Source organism: Marinococcus sp. LNSP9103-4 (assembly GCF_056034345.1).
The window spans coordinates 25524-43750 of sequence record NZ_JBQLIA010000007.1; the positions used below are offsets into that span (position 1 = coordinate 25524).

General features: G+C 50.1%; 17 protein-coding genes. 9 read left to right on the forward strand and 8 right to left on the reverse strand.

From position 1 onward, the window contains the following. Positions 1 to 15: 15 nt before the first annotated feature. Both celB and ACTRXG_RS06815 read right to left on the reverse strand, forming a co-directional pair. The gene (gene celB, locus ACTRXG_RS06810; RefSeq protein WP_474284405.1) at positions 16 to 1335 is read right to left on the reverse strand and encodes a PTS cellobiose transporter subunit IIC; all 1320 of its coding nucleotides are present in this window, start codon (positions 1333 to 1335) and stop codon (positions 16 to 18) included. 12 nt (positions 1336 to 1347) lie between these two features. After that, entirely contained in the window at positions 1348 to 1659 is a 312-nt protein-coding gene (locus ACTRXG_RS06815) for a PTS sugar transporter subunit IIB (RefSeq protein WP_322525480.1), read from the reverse strand. Positions 1660 to 1889: 230 nt separating this feature from the next. Here ACTRXG_RS06815 and ACTRXG_RS06820 point away from each other — a divergent pair, with 230 nt between their 5' ends. The 6 genes from ACTRXG_RS06820 to ACTRXG_RS06845 all read left to right on the forward strand — a co-directional run bounded on the left by ACTRXG_RS06820 (position 1890) and on the right by ACTRXG_RS06845 (position 9304). Beyond that, positions 1890 to 3821 carry a BglG family transcription antiterminator gene (locus tag ACTRXG_RS06820; RefSeq protein WP_474284407.1) on the forward strand — a complete coding sequence of 644 codons (1932 nt, stop codon included), beginning with the start codon at positions 1890 to 1892 and terminating at the stop codon, positions 3819 to 3821. Between the two features lie 163 nt (positions 3822 to 3984). After that, on the forward strand, positions 3985 to 4545 hold the full coding sequence (locus ACTRXG_RS06825) for a copper resistance CopC family protein (RefSeq protein ID WP_474284408.1): 561 nt from the start codon (positions 3985 to 3987) through the stop codon (positions 4543 to 4545). Next, positions 4542 to 5633, forward strand: a complete 1092-nt coding sequence (locus ACTRXG_RS06830; protein ID WP_474284409.1) for a copper resistance D family protein — start codon at positions 4542 to 4544, stop codon at positions 5631 to 5633. The genes ACTRXG_RS06825 and ACTRXG_RS06830 overlap by 4 nt, the downstream gene beginning before the upstream one ends. A 105-nt stretch (positions 5634 to 5738) precedes the next feature. Next, positions 5739 to 6368: an ABC transporter ATP-binding protein gene (locus ACTRXG_RS06835; protein ID WP_474284410.1), complete on the forward strand. Its 630-nt coding sequence runs from the start codon at positions 5739 to 5741 to the stop codon at positions 6366 to 6368. 4 nt (positions 6369 to 6372) lie between these two features. Beyond that, positions 6373 to 7161 carry an ABC transporter permease gene (locus ACTRXG_RS06840; RefSeq protein ID WP_474284411.1) on the forward strand — a complete coding sequence of 263 codons (789 nt, stop codon included), beginning with the start codon at positions 6373 to 6375 and terminating at the stop codon, positions 7159 to 7161. A gap of 136 nt (positions 7162 to 7297) precedes the next feature. Beyond that, positions 7298 to 9304, forward strand: coding sequence for a methyl-accepting chemotaxis protein (locus tag ACTRXG_RS06845; protein ID WP_474284412.1), 2007 nt, complete (start codon positions 7298 to 7300; stop codon positions 9302 to 9304). Between the two features lie 42 nt (positions 9305 to 9346). Here ACTRXG_RS06845 and ACTRXG_RS06850 read toward each other — a convergent pair whose 3' ends face one another. Both ACTRXG_RS06850 and ACTRXG_RS06855 read right to left on the reverse strand, forming a co-directional pair. Then, positions 9347 to 10144: a sulfite exporter TauE/SafE family protein gene (locus ACTRXG_RS06850; protein ID WP_474277865.1), complete on the reverse strand. Its 798-nt coding sequence runs from the start codon at positions 10142 to 10144 to the stop codon at positions 9347 to 9349. Between the two features lie 99 nt (positions 10145 to 10243). Beyond that, positions 10244 to 10813 (reverse strand): DJ-1/PfpI family protein, encoded by a 570-nt coding sequence (locus ACTRXG_RS06855; protein WP_322525474.1) that lies wholly within the window; start codon positions 10811 to 10813, stop codon positions 10244 to 10246. A gap of 136 nt (positions 10814 to 10949) precedes the next feature. Between ACTRXG_RS06855 and ACTRXG_RS06860 the strand changes: the two genes are divergently transcribed. Then, positions 10950 to 11354 (forward strand): ion channel, encoded by a 405-nt coding sequence (locus ACTRXG_RS06860; RefSeq protein ID WP_474284413.1) that lies wholly within the window; start codon positions 10950 to 10952, stop codon positions 11352 to 11354. On the opposite strand, the gene ACTRXG_RS06865 is transcribed toward ACTRXG_RS06860, so the two are convergent. The 3 genes from ACTRXG_RS06865 to ACTRXG_RS06875 are packed head-to-tail and all read right to left on the reverse strand — an operon-like array spanning position 11355 to position 15082. Then, positions 11355 to 12362, reverse strand: a complete 1008-nt coding sequence (locus ACTRXG_RS06865; RefSeq protein ID WP_474284414.1) for a LacI family DNA-binding transcriptional regulator — start codon at positions 12360 to 12362, stop codon at positions 11355 to 11357. Positions 12363 to 12377: 15 nt separating this feature from the next. Then, positions 12378 to 13886, reverse strand: coding sequence for a UDP-glucose--hexose-1-phosphate uridylyltransferase (locus ACTRXG_RS06870; RefSeq protein ID WP_474284415.1), 1509 nt, complete (start codon positions 13884 to 13886; stop codon positions 12378 to 12380). 17 nt (positions 13887 to 13903) lie between these two features. After that, positions 13904 to 15082, reverse strand: a complete 1179-nt coding sequence (locus tag ACTRXG_RS06875) for a galactokinase (RefSeq protein ID WP_474284416.1) — start codon at positions 15080 to 15082, stop codon at positions 13904 to 13906. A 145-nt stretch (positions 15083 to 15227) separates the two neighbouring features. On the opposite strand from ACTRXG_RS06875, the gene ACTRXG_RS06880 reads away from it, so the two are divergent. Together ACTRXG_RS06880 and ACTRXG_RS06885 are read left to right on the forward strand one after the other, a co-directional pair. Continuing rightward, positions 15228 to 16265: a potassium channel family protein gene (locus ACTRXG_RS06880; protein WP_474284417.1), complete on the forward strand. Its 1038-nt coding sequence runs from the start codon at positions 15228 to 15230 to the stop codon at positions 16263 to 16265. A 98-nt stretch (positions 16266 to 16363) separates the two neighbouring features. Further along, positions 16364 to 17329, forward strand: coding sequence for a Gfo/Idh/MocA family protein (locus ACTRXG_RS06885; protein ID WP_474284418.1), 966 nt, complete (start codon positions 16364 to 16366; stop codon positions 17327 to 17329). Between the two features lie 63 nt (positions 17330 to 17392). On the opposite strand, the gene yidA is transcribed toward ACTRXG_RS06885, so the two are convergent. Continuing rightward, on the reverse strand, positions 17393 to 18208 hold the full coding sequence (gene yidA, locus ACTRXG_RS06890; RefSeq protein ID WP_474284419.1) for a sugar-phosphatase: 816 nt from the start codon (positions 18206 to 18208) through the stop codon (positions 17393 to 17395). Positions 18209 to 18227 lie beyond the last annotated feature (19 nt).

Consider the following 18227-nt stretch of genomic DNA (forward strand, 5'->3'; position numbering starts at 1 on the left):
CACTCCTATCCTGATTTAACCGCTTTTTTGCTTGTTGTCTGCATTTGTCATTTCTTTTTCTGCCTCTACTTCGTTCCGGAAATACTGACGGTCCAGAATACGCAGGAACGGGAACCAGATGATAAACACCACAGCCAGGTTAAACAGCTGCAGGACTGCCCCCTGCCAGGCGTTCCCAGTAGCCAGAAATCCGCTTAAGAAAATCGGGGTGGTCCACGGAACGATAATTCCTGCCGGCTTTGGCACGAGACCGATCGACATCGTTACATATGTGATGACTGCGATCACGACCGGAGCCACCAGCCACGGAATTAATACCAGTGGGTTCATAATGATCGGCAGACCGAAAATAATCGGTTCGTTAACGTTAAAGAATCCTGGAGGCCCACCGATTTTACCGAGCTGTTTTGCCTGTTTGCTGCGTGCGAGCATGAACAGCCAGAGCACAATCGCAAGGGTCATGCCGGAGCCGCCCATTCCTACAATAAATGTATCAATAAATTGCTTTGTTACAACGTTTGGAAGCTCTTCTCCAGCCTGGAATGCGCTCAGGTTCTGCTCGTTCAGCGCGTACCAGATCGGGTCGAACACGGAGTTAACCAGAATCTGTCCGTGCAGGCCGAAAAACCAGAATACCTGAATCATAAGAACAGCTATGATCGTAGCCGGCAGCCCGCTGCCAAGCGCGGTTAACGGTTCCTGTAACACGGTGTAAATAAAGTTCTGGGCAGACTCAAACGGGGTAAGACTGAACAAAATACGGATAGCGAGAAATACTGATAAGGTCAATGACACTGGGATTAAGGCGCTGAACGATCTGGAGACAGCCTCCGGAACTCCGGCCGGCATTTTGATCGTCAGGTTTTTCTGTACAAAGTAGCGGTACAGCTCGGCTGCGAGAAACGCGGTCAGTATACCGACGAACATGCCTTCCGCCCCGAGAGTGGAAGTAGGTATAACTCCCTCAACGTCTTCGAAGGTCTGCGGTGTTAATATGATAAAACCAGCCAGAGCAACAACCCCGCCGTAGAGTGCTTCCACGCCGTAAGAGGCTGTTAATTTATACCCTATACCAATGATAACAAAAAGTCCCATAATACTTAGCGTGGATGCCGAAGCCGGACCAAGCGCTGCCTGATAGGCTGCATAGGCGTCTTCCCCGATCAACTGGTCAAGAAAAGGAAAATTGGCGAGAACAACTAAAATGGAGCCAAAAATGATTAACGGCAGGGCAATCAAAAACCCGTCGCGCAAGGCCGTCAGATGACGGTTGTTATTTAACTTTTCTGCGATTGGCATTAGAATGTTTTCCAATACCTCCATAAAACGATTCATGTGTCTCCCCCCCTATTTTTGCTCGTTTAACAGCTTCATGGCGTGATCAAGTACAGCTTTTCCGTCTACCCGTCCGTAAGCGACGGAATCAATAATATCAAGCGGAATCCCCTGCTCGTCGGCAACCTTGCCAAATTTTTTCTTCATAAAACGCATCTGCGGGCCGATCAAAAGGACATCCGCCTTTTTGATTTCTTCCGGTGCTTTATCCTGGGCTGCTGCCCATATTTCTGCCTGGACCCCCTGCTCCTCGGCTGCTTCCTTCATTTTTGAAACAAGAAGACTGGTCGACATTCCGGCGGAGCATGCTAATAAAATATTCATTGATATTCCTCCAATTAAAATAAAATGATGTGCGGTTGATATATTCAATATAATAAAATAGCGCTTTCACAGATAGAGAATGTTCTTCCGTTAGGAAGCGGAAATGATTTGCACTTCCTTCCTGCTTCTTTTGTGCTACTTTTATAGTATCCCTAATTGCGCACTGCAGACCACGAAATTTTTCTGCAGCGCTTACATACGTGTTTACCTTTTAAGGGGGTTAAAGAGACATGACTACAAGGAGCAGCAGCATTTTAAGAGAATTGGTTGCAAGCGGGGTCCCGGTGACTGGAAGCTACCTGGCGTCTTTGCACCAGGTATCGAGCCGGACCGTCCGTGAGGACATCAAAGGGCTTCAGACAACGCTCCAGGCGCACGGGGCAGAAATTGAAGCCATTAAAGGAAAAGGATATCACCTGAAAATAACCGACAACGATAAGTTCCGGACCTATGTGAAGGAATACCTGCAGCCGGCAGCTCCAGATTCCCAGGCTCTCCCCAACCTGCCCGAAGAGCGGATTGCATACCTGATTCAGCGGCTGCTTCTTTCCAGTTCCTTCATCAAGCTGGATGAGCTTGCCGATGAGATGTTTGTAAGCCGGTCCACGGTACAGAATGACCTGAAAAAGGTAAGGGAGATTTTAAAGGAATATAATATTGCTCTCGAACGGACAGCCAATGACGGCCTGCATCTTCAGGGAAGCGAGATGCGCATGCGTTTTTGCATCGCTGAATATATTTTCGACCGGCAGAACGAGCAGCCGCGCCATGATCAGTCGCTGCCTTTTCTCCACCTTTCCGAAGAGGAAAGAAAAAGCATCTGGAGCATTATTTTAGAGCAGATTAAAATGCAGCACATTTCTTTATCCGACATTGCGCTTCACAATTTATTCAACCATATTCTTATTGCCTACCAGCGCATCCAGGACGAGCATTACGTATCGATGTATCACGCAGAATTTGATGAACTGACGCAAAAGCGTGAATATCAGGTAGCCAAAAACATTGTTGAAGAAATCAACCAGACCTGGCAGGTGTCCTTCCCGGCAGAAGAGATTGCCTATATTACGCTTCATCTGCTCGGCACCCGTCTGTTTGACAACGAAGAAGGCACTGCTGAGGCGGTTAAAAACTCCCTGGATACCGATACGTATGACATGGTCGCTTTTCTGCTCGCTCATATTGACAACGAGCTGCATCTGAAGCTCCAGCACGATCAGGAGCTTATCATCGCCCTTGCGCTTCATCTGCAGCCCGCCATAAGCCGGTTCCGTTACAATATGAACGTTCGTAATCCGATGCTTGCCGATATTAAGGCCAACTACCCGCTCGCCTTTGAAGCCGGGGTAGTCGCCGGTATCACTCTCGAAGAGCATTACGATATTCGCATTGATGAAAATGAAATTGGGTATCTGGCTCTCCATATCGGTGCTGCTCTTGAGCGCAGTAAAATGGAAACGACGCCTGCCCGCTGCCTGATCGTCTGCGCCTCCGGACGCGGAAGCGCCCAGCTGCTCTACTACCGGCTTCAGTCAAAGTTCGGAAGACGTCTCCAGATTATGGGAACAACGGAATACTACCGGCTTCGGGATATGGATTTTGACCATATCGACGTTATTATCAGCTCAGTGCCGATTTACGATGATCTGCCGGTCCCTGTCCTGCAGGTAAATACGATTCTGAGCGAAGCCGACATGCGCACCATCGAGGGCTTCATTGCCAAAGAACCCGCCATCCGTACGTATCTACGGGAGTCCCTCGTCTTTTTACACCAGCCGTTTTCCACTACTGGGCAGGTACTCACGTTTTTCGAACGGGAGCTGTCGGCCCGGCGCTTAATCGATGATGGCTTTCTCGATTCTGTCCTCGAACGGGAGCATGTGGCCTCAACTGCCTTCGGCAACCTTGTCGCCATTCCTCATCCGGTCACGCCAAAGACCGAGGAGACCTTCTTGGCCTTCTGCACGCTTGATAAACCTGTCCGCTGGGGTGAGCGGCCTGTGCAGCTTGTCTGCCTGTTAAATGTTAAAAAAGACAGCACCGAAGACCTTCAGGAGATGTATGAGCTGCTCGGCCGGGTGATTGAACAGCCGAAATTAATTCAAAGGCTGTTAAAAGCAGAAACTGCTGAAGGGTTTCTCCAGCTCCTCGCCTCTTCCTGATTTGATGAAGCAGAGAAATGACACTTCTCTGCTTTTTTCCTTTCTGAAAAACGATTTTCGTAAATTATTCACATCCTTTCCTCCCTTCCGAACGTATTCTTTGTTATAAAGGAAGAAGAAGTTTATAATCACGTTCTCGTTCATATAAAAGGAGGAAAAACCTATGCGCCGTTTAATCGCCTGCTTAGCTGCAGGCTTCCTGCTTTCGCCCGCAGTAGCTGAAGCACATACACACCTCGAAAGCTCCGACCCTGAAGACGGAGCCACGGTAGAGGCACCGGAAGACATCACGTTTTATTTTGACGGCCCTATCGAAGACTACAACGGGGTCACGGTCACGGACGCAGAAGGAAATGATATAGATACCGCTGACATTTCCATCGAACCCGAGGATCAATTAAATGTAACAATGGAAGAGCCGCTCGAGGCTGGAGAATATGAAGCCTCCTTTGATATTGTCAGTGAAGACGGCCACATTATGGAGGACAGCTCTTCGTTCACTGTAGAAGAAGCATCCGAAGAAGAGGCGGCTACCTCCGGTGACAACTCCTCTTCTGAAAACAACGCGGAAGGAGCGGAAGAAAACGCCGAAGGCGAAACCGAAAGCGCCATTAATGAAGAAGAAGCCGGCTCCGGATTCGGCATAACCATCGGCCTCATCGGCCTCGGTCTCGTCGCCGCCATCGTTGCACTGTTTCTCTTCCGCCTGAAACGCCGGACATGATTCTTGCAGCAGGCAACGCTCTGCAGTATTTGTTTTTCGCTGTACTCGCCGGTACGCTTTTGCTTCAGCTTATTCCTTCTACGCACCGACCGGCTCTTTCTATTCCGTTTTTCGTTCCGGCAGCAGCTGCAGCCCTGCTGCCTGTCGTTTCCTTCGTCCCCATCGCCCAGCTCACCCGCACGGTAGCTGCGGGCAGGGACATGCCTTTTTTCGGTGCCCTTGAGCGTATATTGTTCCAGTACGAAGTAGGCCAGAGCTGGGTAGTACTGTTTGTGCTGAGCTTTTTTCTGCTCGGGATATTTATTCTTTTCTTTCATTCCACCGGCATGCCTCGTGCTGCTGCTGTGGTCGGGCTCGTTCTTATTATGGGAATGATTGGCGCTCTGGGAGCATCCGGTCACGCTGCCAACGCAATCCCGCTCATCGGCGGAACGCTTCACTTTTTCCATCTGCTTGCCGTGAGTCTGTGGATCGGCACGCTTTTGATGGTCAGCTGGTTTGCCGTTTCCTATAAACAGTGGGCTTCTTTTCTGGAATGGTTCACGCTGATTGCTGTCATGTGTGTCATCATTATCGCCTTTACCGGCGTAATCATGGGACAGCTTTTGACAGACCCTTTTATCGGTTCGTGGGCTCTTCCATACGGCGAAGCGCTCATATGGAAGCATTTGTTTTATATTGTTATTCTCATTTTTGCTCTTTTTAACGGCATATTTATCCGCAAACGTCTGCAGCAGGTCAAGGATTACAATCCGCGGCAGTGGCTTCGGGCAGAAAGCCTGACCGCCATGCTCATCTTTGTGATTACAGCTTTTATGACCGAGCAGGAACCAGGCGGCAGTCTGCATTATGAAAACCCGGCCTTTTTGTTTCACGTGCTCTACCCTGCTTCTATAACGGACAATCCTTCCTTTCAGCTGCAGCTGCATCCCATCACCATTTTAAGCGTGCTGTTATCCATTGGATTTTTATACCTGATGGTGCAGAGCTTTCATCGCGGACGCTCGCCGTTCAGCGTTTTCATTCTCAGCTGTATGTTCGTGCTGAGTGCCTATACCGGTCTCGTATATATTCTGGATTTTGCCTGAGCAGGCATTCTGCCCAAGCGCTCATGGAAGTATTCATGAGTGCTTTTTTATTTGCGCATCAGTTATTTCCGGGTAATAATTGATGCTAATGAAAGGAGCTGTTTTATGTTTCAATTGAACGACGTAAAATACAAAAATATTATTAATACAAAAAAGCTGACCATACCGACAGATACCATCACTGCCGTTACTGGTCCGAGCGGCTCCGGAAAATCAACTCTTCTGCGTCTTCTTAATTATCTGATCACTCCGGCACGCGGCACCGTTTCCTATCAGGGAAAGGCGTTCTCCGAATGGCAGCCCACAGAACTGCGCAGGCAGGTGATGATGCTTCCCCAGCAGCCGGTGCTGTTTGGAGAAACGGTTGCTGAAAACCTTCAGGCCGGAAGACTGTTCAGCGACAGGGAAGAAGCTTCTGAGGAAGAGCTTACCGCAGCAGCACAGCAGTGCATGCTTGATAAAAAACTTAGTGACCCTGCCGAAAATCTGTCCGGCGGAGAACAGCAGCGTCTCTCTCTTGCCCGCCTGCTTCTTGCCGGTCCCGATGTTTACTTACTGGACGAGCCGACGTCAGCGCTCGATGAAGATATGGAATGGAACGTTATGGAGCGATTCCTGGCTGAGGCACGCCGTTCTGCCAAAGGAATTATTTTTATCAGCCATGCGACGGCGATGGCCGATCACTTTGCCGACCACATTATTCAGTCAGATTCATTTGCCCGGGGAGAGGAGTGACACTATGACAGAAAGCACCTCTATTATCGAGCTGTCGTTCTGGCAGATCCTTGCCGCCTACGTGTTTATCGTTCTTCTTCTCGCCATTGTGCGCTGGAGGAAAATCCCACGGGAAAAAGAAATACTCATTTCTTCGCTCCGCATGACGTTTCAGCTGCTGTTAATGGGCTACGTGCTTATGTTTTTATTTGAAAATCCGAGCCCCTGGCTTACGTCGCTGATTGTCCTTTTGATGCTCGGCTTTGCAATCTGGAATATCTTTCAGCGCGTCCGCGGCCCCTTAACCCGGGAAATGAAGCGGGCAATTGCTGTATCGATGAGCATCGGCACCATCCTGAGCCTGCTGTATTTCAACTTCGTAGTCATTCAATTTGCTCCGTGGTTTAACCCCCGCTATTTCATTCCAATTGCAGGCATGATTATCGGCAATTCCATGACTGGCATTACTCTTGGGGTCCAGACGCTGACAGAGCACCTGCACAGCCAGCGCTCACGAGTGGAGGCAGCACTTATGCTCGGAGCAACACCAAACCAGGCCACCCGTAAAATTGTAAATCAATCCTTTGACGCGGCCATTCTCCCAACGATTAATAATATGGTCGGCGCAGGAATTGTATTTCTGCCGGGGATGATGACCGGACAGATTATTTCCGGCGTCAACCCCGTGACAGCGATCGGCTACCAGATCGCTATCCTTCTGGGTATTACCGGGGCTGTCGCTCTCAGCGTTATTTTATTTACCCAGCTCGGCTACAAGACGTATTTTAACGACCGTATGCAGCTGAAGGAGTAGTATAGCGGCTGCTTCAGCTGTACGCCGAAGGCATATATTCTTTTGACTGCTTTTCAGAAAAGCTTCACTTTTTTTCCATTTGCCCGATATGAAGTAAGAGAAGGTATTTGTTTACATATTGAGGGAGTGGATGAACGTGAAGGAAAAATTATTACAGCCGAATCTTCGAAAAAAATTACTCGTATGGTTTTTAGTGATCGGCCTGCTTCCGGCTGCGGCTGTCGCTTTTTTTGTCTTTCAGGAAAGCAGCAGTGTCGTAGTGGCTGAAGAAGAAGAAAAACTGACCATGACTTCTGAAGCCGCAGCAGAGGAGATGGACCGCTGGCTCGTCAAACGGCTTGATGAAATTGTACTCGCTGCAGGAACGCAGGATATGAGCAGCGGTGATACCGATACCCGCCTCAGCCTGATGAATCAGATCATTGACCGCGATGAAACGTTTGAAACGGTCGTATTTACCGGTAAAAGTGGAATCGTAGAGGCGCATACTACTGAAGAAAACATAGGGGAGCTCGATCTCGGCGACAGGGACTACTTTAAGAATGGGATGAACGGGGAGACTACGATCTCCGACGTCCTTAACTCCAATGCCACCGGAAACCGCATTGTGGTTGTGGCTTCACCGGTAACCGCCTCTAATGGGGAGATTGCCGGCGTCATGTCTGCCTCTGTTAATTTTGATGCTTTAATGGAGCGTTATACAGGCAGCGAAAAGGAAAACAGCGCTATGCCTATTCTCGTGGATAATCAAAACGTCATTCAGCTTCATCCGCAGGAAGACCTTATCGGCCAGCCGGTCGGCCAGGCTGATATCAGCGGTGAATGGCAGTCGCTGCTTGCCCAGGATCAGGAGGAAGCATCCTCCACGACAATAGAAAACGGCAATGAACAATTACTCGTATCCGCTGCCCCGGTTCAGGAAGCAGGCTATAAAATTTTCTTTCTGACGCCAATGGAGGAGATCCTCGCAGCCACAAACGCCCTCAAGTGGACAGTGCTTACGATTATCGGCGTGGCAGCTCTGCTCATTATTGGTGCTGCCGTTCTGATCGCCGGCCGTATTACAAAGCCGATCCGTTTAATTACCGATCGGGTGAAGCAGGTAGCCGATGATGATTTAACCGGTGATGATATTGAGCTGAACCAGCGGGATGAAATCGGCCAGCTTGCCATGCATTTTAACCGCATGAGCACGAGGCTGAAGGAGCTGATTGGACAGTTTGATATGAGCTCCCGTCTTCTTCAGGACTCATCAGAACAGCTTTTGTCAAATTCCAGCAAATCCAGCCAGGCCATTACCGAAGTCAATGCCTCCCTGCAGCAGGTAGCCTCAGGCTCGGAGCAGCAGTCTGTAAGTATTAAAGAAAGCGCCGGGGCCATGGAGGAAGTCTCCAAGGGTGTCCAGGAGGTAGCGGGCAGCACGACCTCCATTTCCGAGCATGCGGCCTCGACGACAGAAAAAGCGAACGGCGGCCTCGTTACGGTGAGCGACGCCCTGGAAAAAATGCGCTCCATTCATGCCTCTGTCGAACGTTCCAATGAAGTAAACCAGACGCTGAGTGCCCGCTCCCGGGAAATTGAAAACATTTTAAATGTCATCACTGCCATTTCAGAGCAGACTAACCTGCTTGCCTTAAACGCTGCTATTGAAGCAGCCAGGGCCGGAGAGCACGGCAAAGGGTTTGCTGTCGTCGCTGAAGAGGTACGAAAGCTCGCCGAGCAGTCCCGGGACTCTTCCTCCCAGATTGCTTCGATTATTTCAACGATTCAAACGGAAATCCAGGATTCCGCCGTCTCCATGGAGCAGGTCACCGGCGAGGTTCAGGATGGTCTGCAGATGACCGAGCAGGCAAAGGCGGCTTTTCAGGAAATTTCGGATTATACGAACGAAGTCAGCGTGCGCCTTGAAAGTGTGGCAGCCACTTCGGAGCAAATGGCGGCAAGCTCTCAGGAAATCACCGCTTCCTTTGACGAAATCTCGGCAATTTCTGAACACAATGCCGGTACCTCCCAAAGCGTGGCCTCAGCCTCGGAAACGCAGCTTCAGGCGGTAGAAGAGATCGACGCTCTCGCGGAAGCACTGAATATGATGTCCAAAGAATTAAATACCATCGTTTCCCATTTCCAAACGGAAAACAACTAAACGCTAAAAAGATCCCGGCTCGATGCGAGCGGGGATCTTTTTTTATGAGCTTCCGAAAATCAGCCTTAACGAAACAAAGATGAGACTGATGGCCAGCACGCGCAGAATAATAGCCCCCGGCAGCTTTGCTGCAAGCGCAGAACCAATCTGGCCGCCGACTACAGCCCCAATCGCCAGCCAGAGCACACTCTCCCACTGCACGTGGCCGAACCAGGCATGCGCCGCCGTTCCTACTGCCGCCGAAAGCACCATCAAAAACATCGAGGTCGCCGTCGCAATATGGGGCGGAAAAGCTAGAAGCATCACCATGGTAGGCACCATAACAGAGCCTCCCCCGACACCAAACGACGTTGAAATAACGCCGACAGCCAGCGCAATCGACAGACCAATCCATCGATTGTATGAGTATTCATATGTATGTCCGGTAAGGTCTGTAAACGTCCGGCTTGTCGTCGGCCTGCCGGCGCTCCGCTGTTTGTTTTTCGGACGGAACAGCAAAAACAGGGCCATACAGAACAAAAAGATGCCAAACGCAGTATAAAACGTATCTGTATCAAAAAACTGAGTCAGCCACGCGCCAAAGACTGCGCCCGGCATCATGGCAAGCGCAAAATAGACACCGCTTTTATAATCAATCCTTTTTTGCTTCGAATACGTCCAAGTGCTTGAAATGGCAGTAAACAAAAGAACTGCCATCGAGGTGCCGGCAATATCCGAGGCCGGCATCGGAAAGAACAGTGCAAGTATCGGTACAATAATAAACGCTCCGCCGAGTCCGACCAGCGAACCGCAGGCAGCGGCAAATATGCCTGTGAGCAGCAGTAAAACAGCTTCCATCATTTCCTTGTCCTCTTTTCTTCTATGTAATTCAGCTCCATTTTAGCATGAACAGCCATCAAAAAAAGCCGGCTTATCCAGCCGGCCCGCCCGAGTTTCGTCCTACGTTGTTACCGGGGCATCGTTCACCTGTTTCACAAACTCCCGCATAATGGCAGGCAGATCCGGCCATGCGTGCCCGGAAACCAGGTTTTTGTCCACGTAATCCATTTCATTGATATACTCTGCGCCCATGCTTTCCACTTCCGGCTTGCACGCCTGATAAGCGGTCAATTTTCTTCCTTTTGCCACCTCTGCAATTGGTGTCAGCACAAGGCTTCCATGGCACATAATCGCAATTGGCTTATCCTTTTCAAAGAAATGCTTCACGATTTCAAGAAGGTCCTTGTTCATCCGGATGTGCTCCGGTGCCCTTCCTCCCGGGATAATCAGCGCGTCGTAATCAGAGACGTTTACGTCTTCAAAAGCGATATTCGCTTCGATGCCATACCCCGGCTTTTCCGTATACGTTTCCCAGTCCTCAAAGTCGTGAATTACCGTATGCAGCTTTTTGACACTGGCTGCTGCCAGATCCACATGAAATCCTTCCTCCATGCACCGAAAATACGGGTAATACACCTCCAGCGCTTCCACGGCATCACCGGCCACGATCAATACTCTTTTCGCACTCATCGTACACGCTCCTTTTTTGATTGATGGAAAGCTTACTTTTATTTTATACCCCTTTTGATGTAATAGAAATATGTTTTCTGAAACAAATAAAACGGGTACGGAAATTTAGCTTTGTTCCATAGAAGGGGGATACCATATGCTGCCCGGTCTTTTGCTCGGTCTCACAGTTATTTTTGTACTGATTAATCTGTATTATTTTTTCACAAACAAAACATATAAACAGACAAAGTTCAGTCCGGCTATGTTTTACAAGCTGTTTGTGGTCATGTTGAGCCTAACGTTTGCCTTTGCTTTGCTGTACTACTTTCTTTCTTTTTATGAAACTGTCTTTAAGATCAATGATCCTACCGACACTACCGCTGAATCCAATTTCCTAAACTGTCTGTATTTCAGCGGCGTCACTATTTTATCTGTCGGCTACGGTGACTTTGTCCCTGTCGGTACCGCCAGAGTATTTGCTCTGTTGGAAGCAGCTCTGGGGCTTCTTCTCCCCACCGCCTATTTCATGAAAGCGCTCGGTTCCTCGCAAAACGAAGGATAATCATGGTAAATACCGGCCGCAGCTTTCTCTTTTCTGCAGCTCGGTGGCCACAAGCACCGTTTTGGGAACCGTTCTCCGTCCATCGAGCCTTTCAAGCAGAAGATCCACCGCCGTCTCCCCCATCACCTCTGTGTAAACCTTCACGGACGTAAGCGGCGGATAAACAAATTTCGCCACGCTGACGTCATTGACGCTGGCCACACTGATGTCTTCCGGTACTCTGATCTGCGCTTCATGGAGCGCACGCAGGCATCCTACTGCCATCGTGTCATTGGCCACAAACAGAGCTGTCGGTCTCGTTTCTGCGGCCTCAGCGGCCAGTTCGTTTTTTGTTAAATCATAACCATCCTGAACCGTGAAGCGGCCCGTTCGCATCCAGGGCGCCGTATGGCGGTCTTTTTCGGTCATCAGCCGGCGGAAGGTCTCTTCCCTTGGCTCCGGAATCATTGCGGTTTCTGACGGGTAGGACTCCCGCCCGCCCAGATAGCCGATACGGCTATGACCAAGCTCCCGGAGATACGAAAGAACTTTTTCCGTCACACGCTGAAAATCGGCAATAACGGAGTCGAATGTCTCTTCATCCGGAGTCGAATCCACAAAGACGAGCTGCGTGCTCACATGCTGCAGGCGTGCCGCCTGCGCCGGGCTGAATTTGCCTACAGCAATGACCGGCTCGCTTTCGGCCGCTTCCTGGTCCAGGAATTCTTCAAGCAGCAGGCGCCGTGCCCGGATACCCAGCTCATCGCAGCGCTTTTCAATGCCCAGGCGGATCGACAGGTAATACAGGTCTTCAAGCTCTTCCTGTTCGGTGTACCAGTAAACGATAGTAAGGGACTGAACGGCCTGTTTGCGTTTTGCGTGCTTTGTGTAGTTCAGCGCTTCGGCGGTCTGGAAAATACGCTGCTTCGTGCTTTCCGCTACAGAGAGCGTGTCATCATAATTCAGCACCCGGGAAACGGTCGCTATCGACACGCCGGCTTCTTTTGCGATATCCTTTATCGTTGCCATGTCATCAGCTTCCTTTTATTTTTCTTTGAGCTCTAAGGGCAGAGCATATAAAAACTGAAGAAATCCTCGGCGTCCGGCGGCATCCTGCTTGAAAACGCCTGCGTGATGCAGCACCTCCATAAATTTTTTGCCGACGCCCTGTTCGACCTCCTGCCGTACTTCAGCCTTCGGCCGTCCCTCCAGCTTACCGCGAAGCTCTTCAGCCCACATCTCGTGCTGCCGGGGCACAGTCTCCCCAAGTCCTGCAGCAAACTCAGCGATCTGATCGAGCTCACCGAGAAGTCTTGCCGGAAGAACAGCCAATCCCATGACTTCGATCAGTCCGATGTTTTCTTTTTTGATATGATGCACTTCCTCGTGTGGATGAAACAGGCCGTACGGATGCTGATTGGTCTTCCGGTTGTTGCGCAGCACTATATCCATTTCCCAGGCCGTACCGTTTTTCCTTGCAATCGGTGTTACCGTATTGTGCGGTTCTAAACCGGAGTAAGCTTCTATCTCAAGCTCCGTATCATTATAATCCTGCCACGTTTTCCTTACAGCTTCCGCAGCCTCAATCACGCCTGTCTGCTCCTCCGAGCGAAGCCGCAGGACGCTCATCGGCCAGTGAACAATTTCCACAGTTAAACCCGGATAATCCGGCACGTCAAAAACAGTTTCCGGCTCTGCCTTTTCCAGAGCAAAGGTGTACCTTCCGCCCTGGTAGTGATCATGGGATAAAATCGATCCGCCCACTACCGGAAGATCGGCGTTTGAGCCCATGAAATAATGCGGAAACTGCTCTACAAATCCAAGCAGGCGGGTAAAGGTTTCCCGGTTAATTTTCATATCCCGGTGGTATTCGCTGAGAAGAATGGAATGCTCCGGGTAATAAATATACGGGGAATACTGCAGATACCACATCTCCCCTTCAAGCTCTGTCCGGACCAACCGGTGGTTCGACCGGGCCGGATGGCCGAGCCGCCCCGGGTATCCTTCATTTTCTTTACACAGCACGCATTTCGGGTACGACACCGGCGCACTCTTCTGCTTTTCCGCTTCAATATCACGCGGATCTTTTTCCGGCTTGGACAAATTGATCGTAATATCGACCGTCCCATAGGAGGATGCATACGGGAAATGAACGTTTTTGGCTACCCGGTCCATCTGAATGTAGTTGGAGGACCGGCTCAGCCAGTAAAAATAATCGGTTGCTTCGACCGGGTCCCGGCGGTACTTTTCTTCAAAGGTCCGCTGAATGTCAGAAGGCCGGGGAAGAAAAATATTCATGATGTCTGCTTTGGCCTGCTCCCGCCTGTCGAGCAAATCCTCCACGATCCCTGCCTCCACCATGTAGGAGGTGAGCTGCCCGAGCAGTTCCTCAAACGGCTTTGGCCCGCCAGCTGCATTTTCATCAATCGCTTCGAGGTGAAGCTCCCGCAGCAGCTGATTACGTGCATACACCTTATCCTCTGCATGAATTAATTTATGTTCTTCTGCCCAGTCGACGAGCGACATGACAGCTGAATCCACCTCCATGGCCATAGAACCTCTCCTTTCGCTTACTTCTGCCCGGCCCGTGCCAGCTCCCGGGCTCCCCCGCCGGCGGTAGCTTTGTAGAACGAAGGCTTGAAGCCTGTCTCTTTTTCATAGGCTGCTGCAACCCTTTTCTCCGCCTCTCCGGCCTGACCATGCTCTACAAAAGCGATCGCACAGCCGCCAAATCCCGCTCCGGTCATCCGGGCGCCAATCACGCCGGGCTGCTTCTGGGCTGCTTCGGCCAGCGTGTCGAGCTCGGGGCCGGTTACCTCATAATCCTCCTTTAACGAGCGGTGTGACTCATTGAGCAGCCGGCCAAACGCTTCATAATTCTCCGCCTTCAGCATGGCTGGTGCCTGCTTCGTGCGGTCGTGCTCGTAAATAACGTGCCGGGCTCTTTTTCGGACTGTTTCATTTTTGACCTCCCGGCTGAGCTGGTTCCAATCCTCCACCGATAGCTCACAAAGGCTCGTAATATTCCGGTGCTGCTGCATTTCTGCCAATGCTTCTTCACATTCGGCCCGCCGCTCATTATACGCTGAATCTGCAAGCTCTCTGGACTTATTCGTGTTCATAATCAAAATAGTATATTTATCTGTCGGAAGCGGAGCGTATTCATATTCGAGCGTTCCACAGTCAAGCAGCATGGCGTGCCCGTCTTTGCCAAATCCGATCGCAAACTGATCCATAATACCGGTCTGAACGCCGATATACTCGTTTTCCACCCGCTGGGCGTACTGCACAAGGGTTTTTATGGGGAGCCCCCAGCCTTCCCATTCATTCAGCAGTACGGCTGTAACCAGCTCAATCGACGCTGACGAGGACAGGCCGGCCCCATTTGGGATATTGCCGGAAAAATAAATATCATAGCCGGTTTCACATTGATAGCCCTCCGCTGCCAAAATGGCAAATACCCCTTTCGGGTAGTTTGCCCAGCCGTCTTTCTCCTGTAATGAAAGCTCATCCAATGAGAGCGTTATCATTCCATCGTCTAAAAAATTGCCGCTCAACAGCCTCAGCTTTCGGTCACTCCGGCCGGCCGCTGCTGCATATGTGCCGTTTGTAATTGCACACGGGAACACAAATCCCCCGTTATAATCGGTATGCTCGCCAATGACATTGATACGGCCGGGAGCAAAAAACAGCCGTTCCGCCCGGCAGGAAAACTGTTGTTCAAATTCTTTCAATACCGCTGCATCCATGAAATAGCCTCCTTCATTCTTTTTATCAGTATAACGGAAAGCTAAGCTGAAATAAATATTTTACTAAAATTTTTACTTTAAAGTTTTAGATTTTAGCAGCTTCAATGGGGGTAATAGTACTTTTAGCAGGAAGGAGGCGGCCCGGGTGTTTTTTAATAAGTTGTTTGAACGTCTGGTTAATGTGAATACAGCGGTTATTTTTATGATTACTGCCCTTGTGATTGGGGGAAGTTCCTTTGCGATCTATTACATAGAGCCTGAAGAATTCGGCAGCCCGTTCAACGGCTTCTGGTGGGTCATGACTTCTGTCACCACTGTCGGGTTCGGGGATTACGTGCCGGAGACGGTGCCCGGAAAGCTGTACGGCATTTTTTTGTACCTGATCGGCATCGGCCTGATTTCTATTGTAATCAGCAAGATTATTGATTTTATATATGTGTACAACCGCAGAAAGGAGCGGGGAAAATTGGATTACAACGGCAAAAATCATATCGTCATTGCTGATTGGAGCAAGCATGCGAAAATCGCGATCCAGGAAATTTTAAACACGGAAAAAAATATTGAAATCGTACTTATCGATCAGTATGAAGAAACACCGTATCATCATGACCGCCTGTTTTACGTCCGCGGCAATCCGGCCGAAAAAGAAGTACTCGAGCAGGCAAATATCAGTGAAGCCCGGGCAGTATTTATTTTCCCCAATGAAATCACCATCAGCGGGGAATATATCCACGACCCTTCCTACATCGACGGAAAATCATTATTAATTGCCACCAATATCCAGCGTCACTTTAAAGACATTTATACCATCGTAGAGGTGAAGGAGCGAAATAATATTCATAACTTCACCCATGTGGACGTGGATGAATTTATCGTCAGCTCAGAAATGATCTCACAGCTGGCCGTTCGTTCCGCCTTCAGCCGGGGCACCTCAAGGATCGTGTCTCAGTTGCTATCCAAGAGACACGGAGAGGATTTGTATGAAATACCTAAACGCCCCTCCTGGGGGACGTACCGGGAAGCTTATATGGATTTGCTGGAGGAGGGGGCGACCCTTGTATCTGACCACGATGATTTAAATATTAACCATAAGCTCGACGAACGTATTCCGGAGGACGCACAGCTTTTCGTTATCTGCCACGAAGATACGTACGATAAAATCAGCCGGAAGCAGGCCAAATAAATTTCTTCTGCACTGTTTAACTGGAAATTATCCCCTTATCATTCTTCGACTGCGTTATAATAGCCGGGTAAACAACTAAATGAAAAGGTGTGACGCATATGAGCTTTAACTGGGGCATCATCGGCACCGGCAATATCGCCGGAAAATTTGCAGAAGCATTAAACGATGAGCATGGCGGTATTCATTCCGTCTGCTCCCGAACCATGGATAAAGCTGAAAGCTTTGCAGGTGATTTTAACACCGGGCACCCGTTTGATTCGCTGGAGACATTCCTTGAGGACGAAGCGCTTGATATCGTCTATATCGCCACTCCCCACACGAATCACTATGAGATTGCCAGACAGTGCCTCGAAAACGGGAAGCACGTGTTTTGCGAGAAGGCCATTACCGTTAACAAGCAGCAGCTCGATGAACTGGCTGCGCTTGCTTCCGACCGGGGCCTGGTGCTGCTTGAAGCGATGACGCTGTATTATCATCCGCTCCACCGGAAGCTGCAGCAAATGATCGCAGACGGGGTAATCGGCAGCGTGCGCTCTATTAACGTCACGTTTGGCACTATTAAAGAGTATGACACCACCAACCGCTTCTTTAACCCGGACCTTGCCGGGGGCGCGATGCTTGATATCGGCGTTTACGCCCTGTCGTTTGCCCGTTTTTTCCTGCAGGAGCAGCCACAGGAGGTAACAGCCATTGGCGAAATGGCCGGGAGCGGTGTCGATGACCAGTCGGGCATCGTTTTAAAAAACAGCCGGGGCCAGATCGCGACAGTCCAGCTTTCCTTCAGCTCCAGGCTCCCCAAAAGAGGGATTATTGCCGGTGATAAAGGCTCAATTACTGTCGACAACTTTCCCCGGGCCGACGAAGCAGTCATCGAGTATACAAGCGGAGAAAGCGAGCGCGTTACTCAGGGCGAGACGTCAAAAGCCCTGCATTATGAAATCCGGGAAATGGAACGGTCCGTCTCCAGCCGGGACTATGGCTCCATCCTGCAGTACTCCTCTGATGTGATGGCACTCATGGATGAATCCCGGCGGCAGTGGAATTTCCGCTATCCATTCGAATAGCCGGGATTTCCCGGGAAATACAGGCAAAGCCTTTATTCCGCGCGGAATAAAGGCTTTTTTTACTTAACGGGACTGCAGCAGGACATTGTTAATGGCCTCTGCCACTCCGTTTTCATTGTTTGTCAACGTAATAATATCAGCGGCTGCCTTGATTTCCGGAATGGCATTTCCCATCGCCACCCCGCACCCTGCTGCCTCTATCATAGATAAATCGTTGCCGTTATCCCCGATGCACATCACTTCCTCCCGGGCGATACCGAGCCGGACTGCCAGATCCATCACTGCGTTGCCCTTACTTGCTTTTGGATGAAGAAATTCCAGGAAATGCGGCGTACTGCGCATAATTTCATTTCTCGCTTTAATTTTCTCCGGCAGTAAAAGCTCTGTTTGGTCAATGTCTTCTTTATCGCCGACAAACATCACCTTCGGCAGAGCCACAGACGGCCCGACCTCTTCAAGTGTGCGCACGCGCAAAGGTATACTATTCAGATAAGCGTCAAGCACCGTGTATTTATCAATATCCTTTTGCGGCGTGTAAATATGCTTTTCACTAAAGTACTGCATAGCTATGGGGAGCTCCCGGCTCAGATGCTCAAGCTCCATAACGTCTTCATACAGCATATCGAGCTGGCTGACGACCCGGCTTGCGAATGTCTCCTGGACAAGCGCGCCGTTAAATACAGCAATATAGTCCCCCTCCTCCCGAAGTGACAGCTGATCAACATAACGCTGAACACCCGGGAGCGGCCGACCGGTACAAAGTACGATTTTGATGCCGGCTGCTTTCGCTTCCCGGACCGCCTGAATAACCTCCGGCGTCAGTGCGTGCTGATCATTCAGCATGGTCCCATCCATATCTACGGCTATTAGTTTGTACATACCGATCCTCCTGCTGTAT

Bases quoted from the DNA above. Each gene is read 5' to 3' on its own strand.
- ACTRXG_RS06865 (WP_474284414.1), bottom strand. From the start codon at position 12,362: ATGGCAACGATAAAGGATATCGCAAAAGAAGCCGGCGTGTCGATAGCG.
- ACTRXG_RS06885 (WP_474284418.1), top strand. From the start codon at position 16,364: ATGAGCTTTAACTGGGGCATCATCGGCACCGGCAATATCGCCGGAAAA.
- celB (WP_474284405.1), bottom strand. From the start codon at position 1,335: ATGAATCGTTTTATGGAGGTATTGGAAAACATTCTAATGCCAATCGCA.
- yidA (WP_474284419.1), bottom strand. From the start codon at position 18,208: ATGTACAAACTAATAGCCGTAGATATGGATGGGACCATGCTGAATGAT.
- ACTRXG_RS06855 (WP_322525474.1), bottom strand. From the start codon at position 10,813: ATGAGTGCGAAAAGAGTATTGATCGTGGCCGGTGATGCCGTGGAAGCG.
- ACTRXG_RS06830 (WP_474284409.1), top strand. From the start codon at position 4,542: ATGATTCTTGCAGCAGGCAACGCTCTGCAGTATTTGTTTTTCGCTGTA.
- ACTRXG_RS06840 (WP_474284411.1), top strand. From the start codon at position 6,373: ATGACAGAAAGCACCTCTATTATCGAGCTGTCGTTCTGGCAGATCCTT.
- ACTRXG_RS06815 (WP_322525480.1), bottom strand. From the start codon at position 1,659: ATGAATATTTTATTAGCATGCTCCGCCGGAATGTCGACCAGTCTTCTT.
- ACTRXG_RS06875 (WP_474284416.1), bottom strand. From the start codon at position 15,082: ATGGATGCAGCGGTATTGAAAGAATTTGAACAACAGTTTTCCTGCCGG.
- ACTRXG_RS06850 (WP_474277865.1), bottom strand. From the start codon at position 10,144: ATGATGGAAGCTGTTTTACTGCTGCTCACAGGCATATTTGCCGCTGCC.
- ACTRXG_RS06870 (WP_474284415.1), bottom strand. From the start codon at position 13,886: ATGGCCATGGAGGTGGATTCAGCTGTCATGTCGCTCGTCGACTGGGCA.
- ACTRXG_RS06835 (WP_474284410.1), top strand. From the start codon at position 5,739: ATGTTTCAATTGAACGACGTAAAATACAAAAATATTATTAATACAAAA.
- ACTRXG_RS06825 (WP_474284408.1), top strand. From the start codon at position 3,985: ATGCGCCGTTTAATCGCCTGCTTAGCTGCAGGCTTCCTGCTTTCGCCC.
- ACTRXG_RS06820 (WP_474284407.1), top strand. From the start codon at position 1,890: ATGACTACAAGGAGCAGCAGCATTTTAAGAGAATTGGTTGCAAGCGGG.
- ACTRXG_RS06860 (WP_474284413.1), top strand. From the start codon at position 10,950: ATGCTGCCCGGTCTTTTGCTCGGTCTCACAGTTATTTTTGTACTGATT.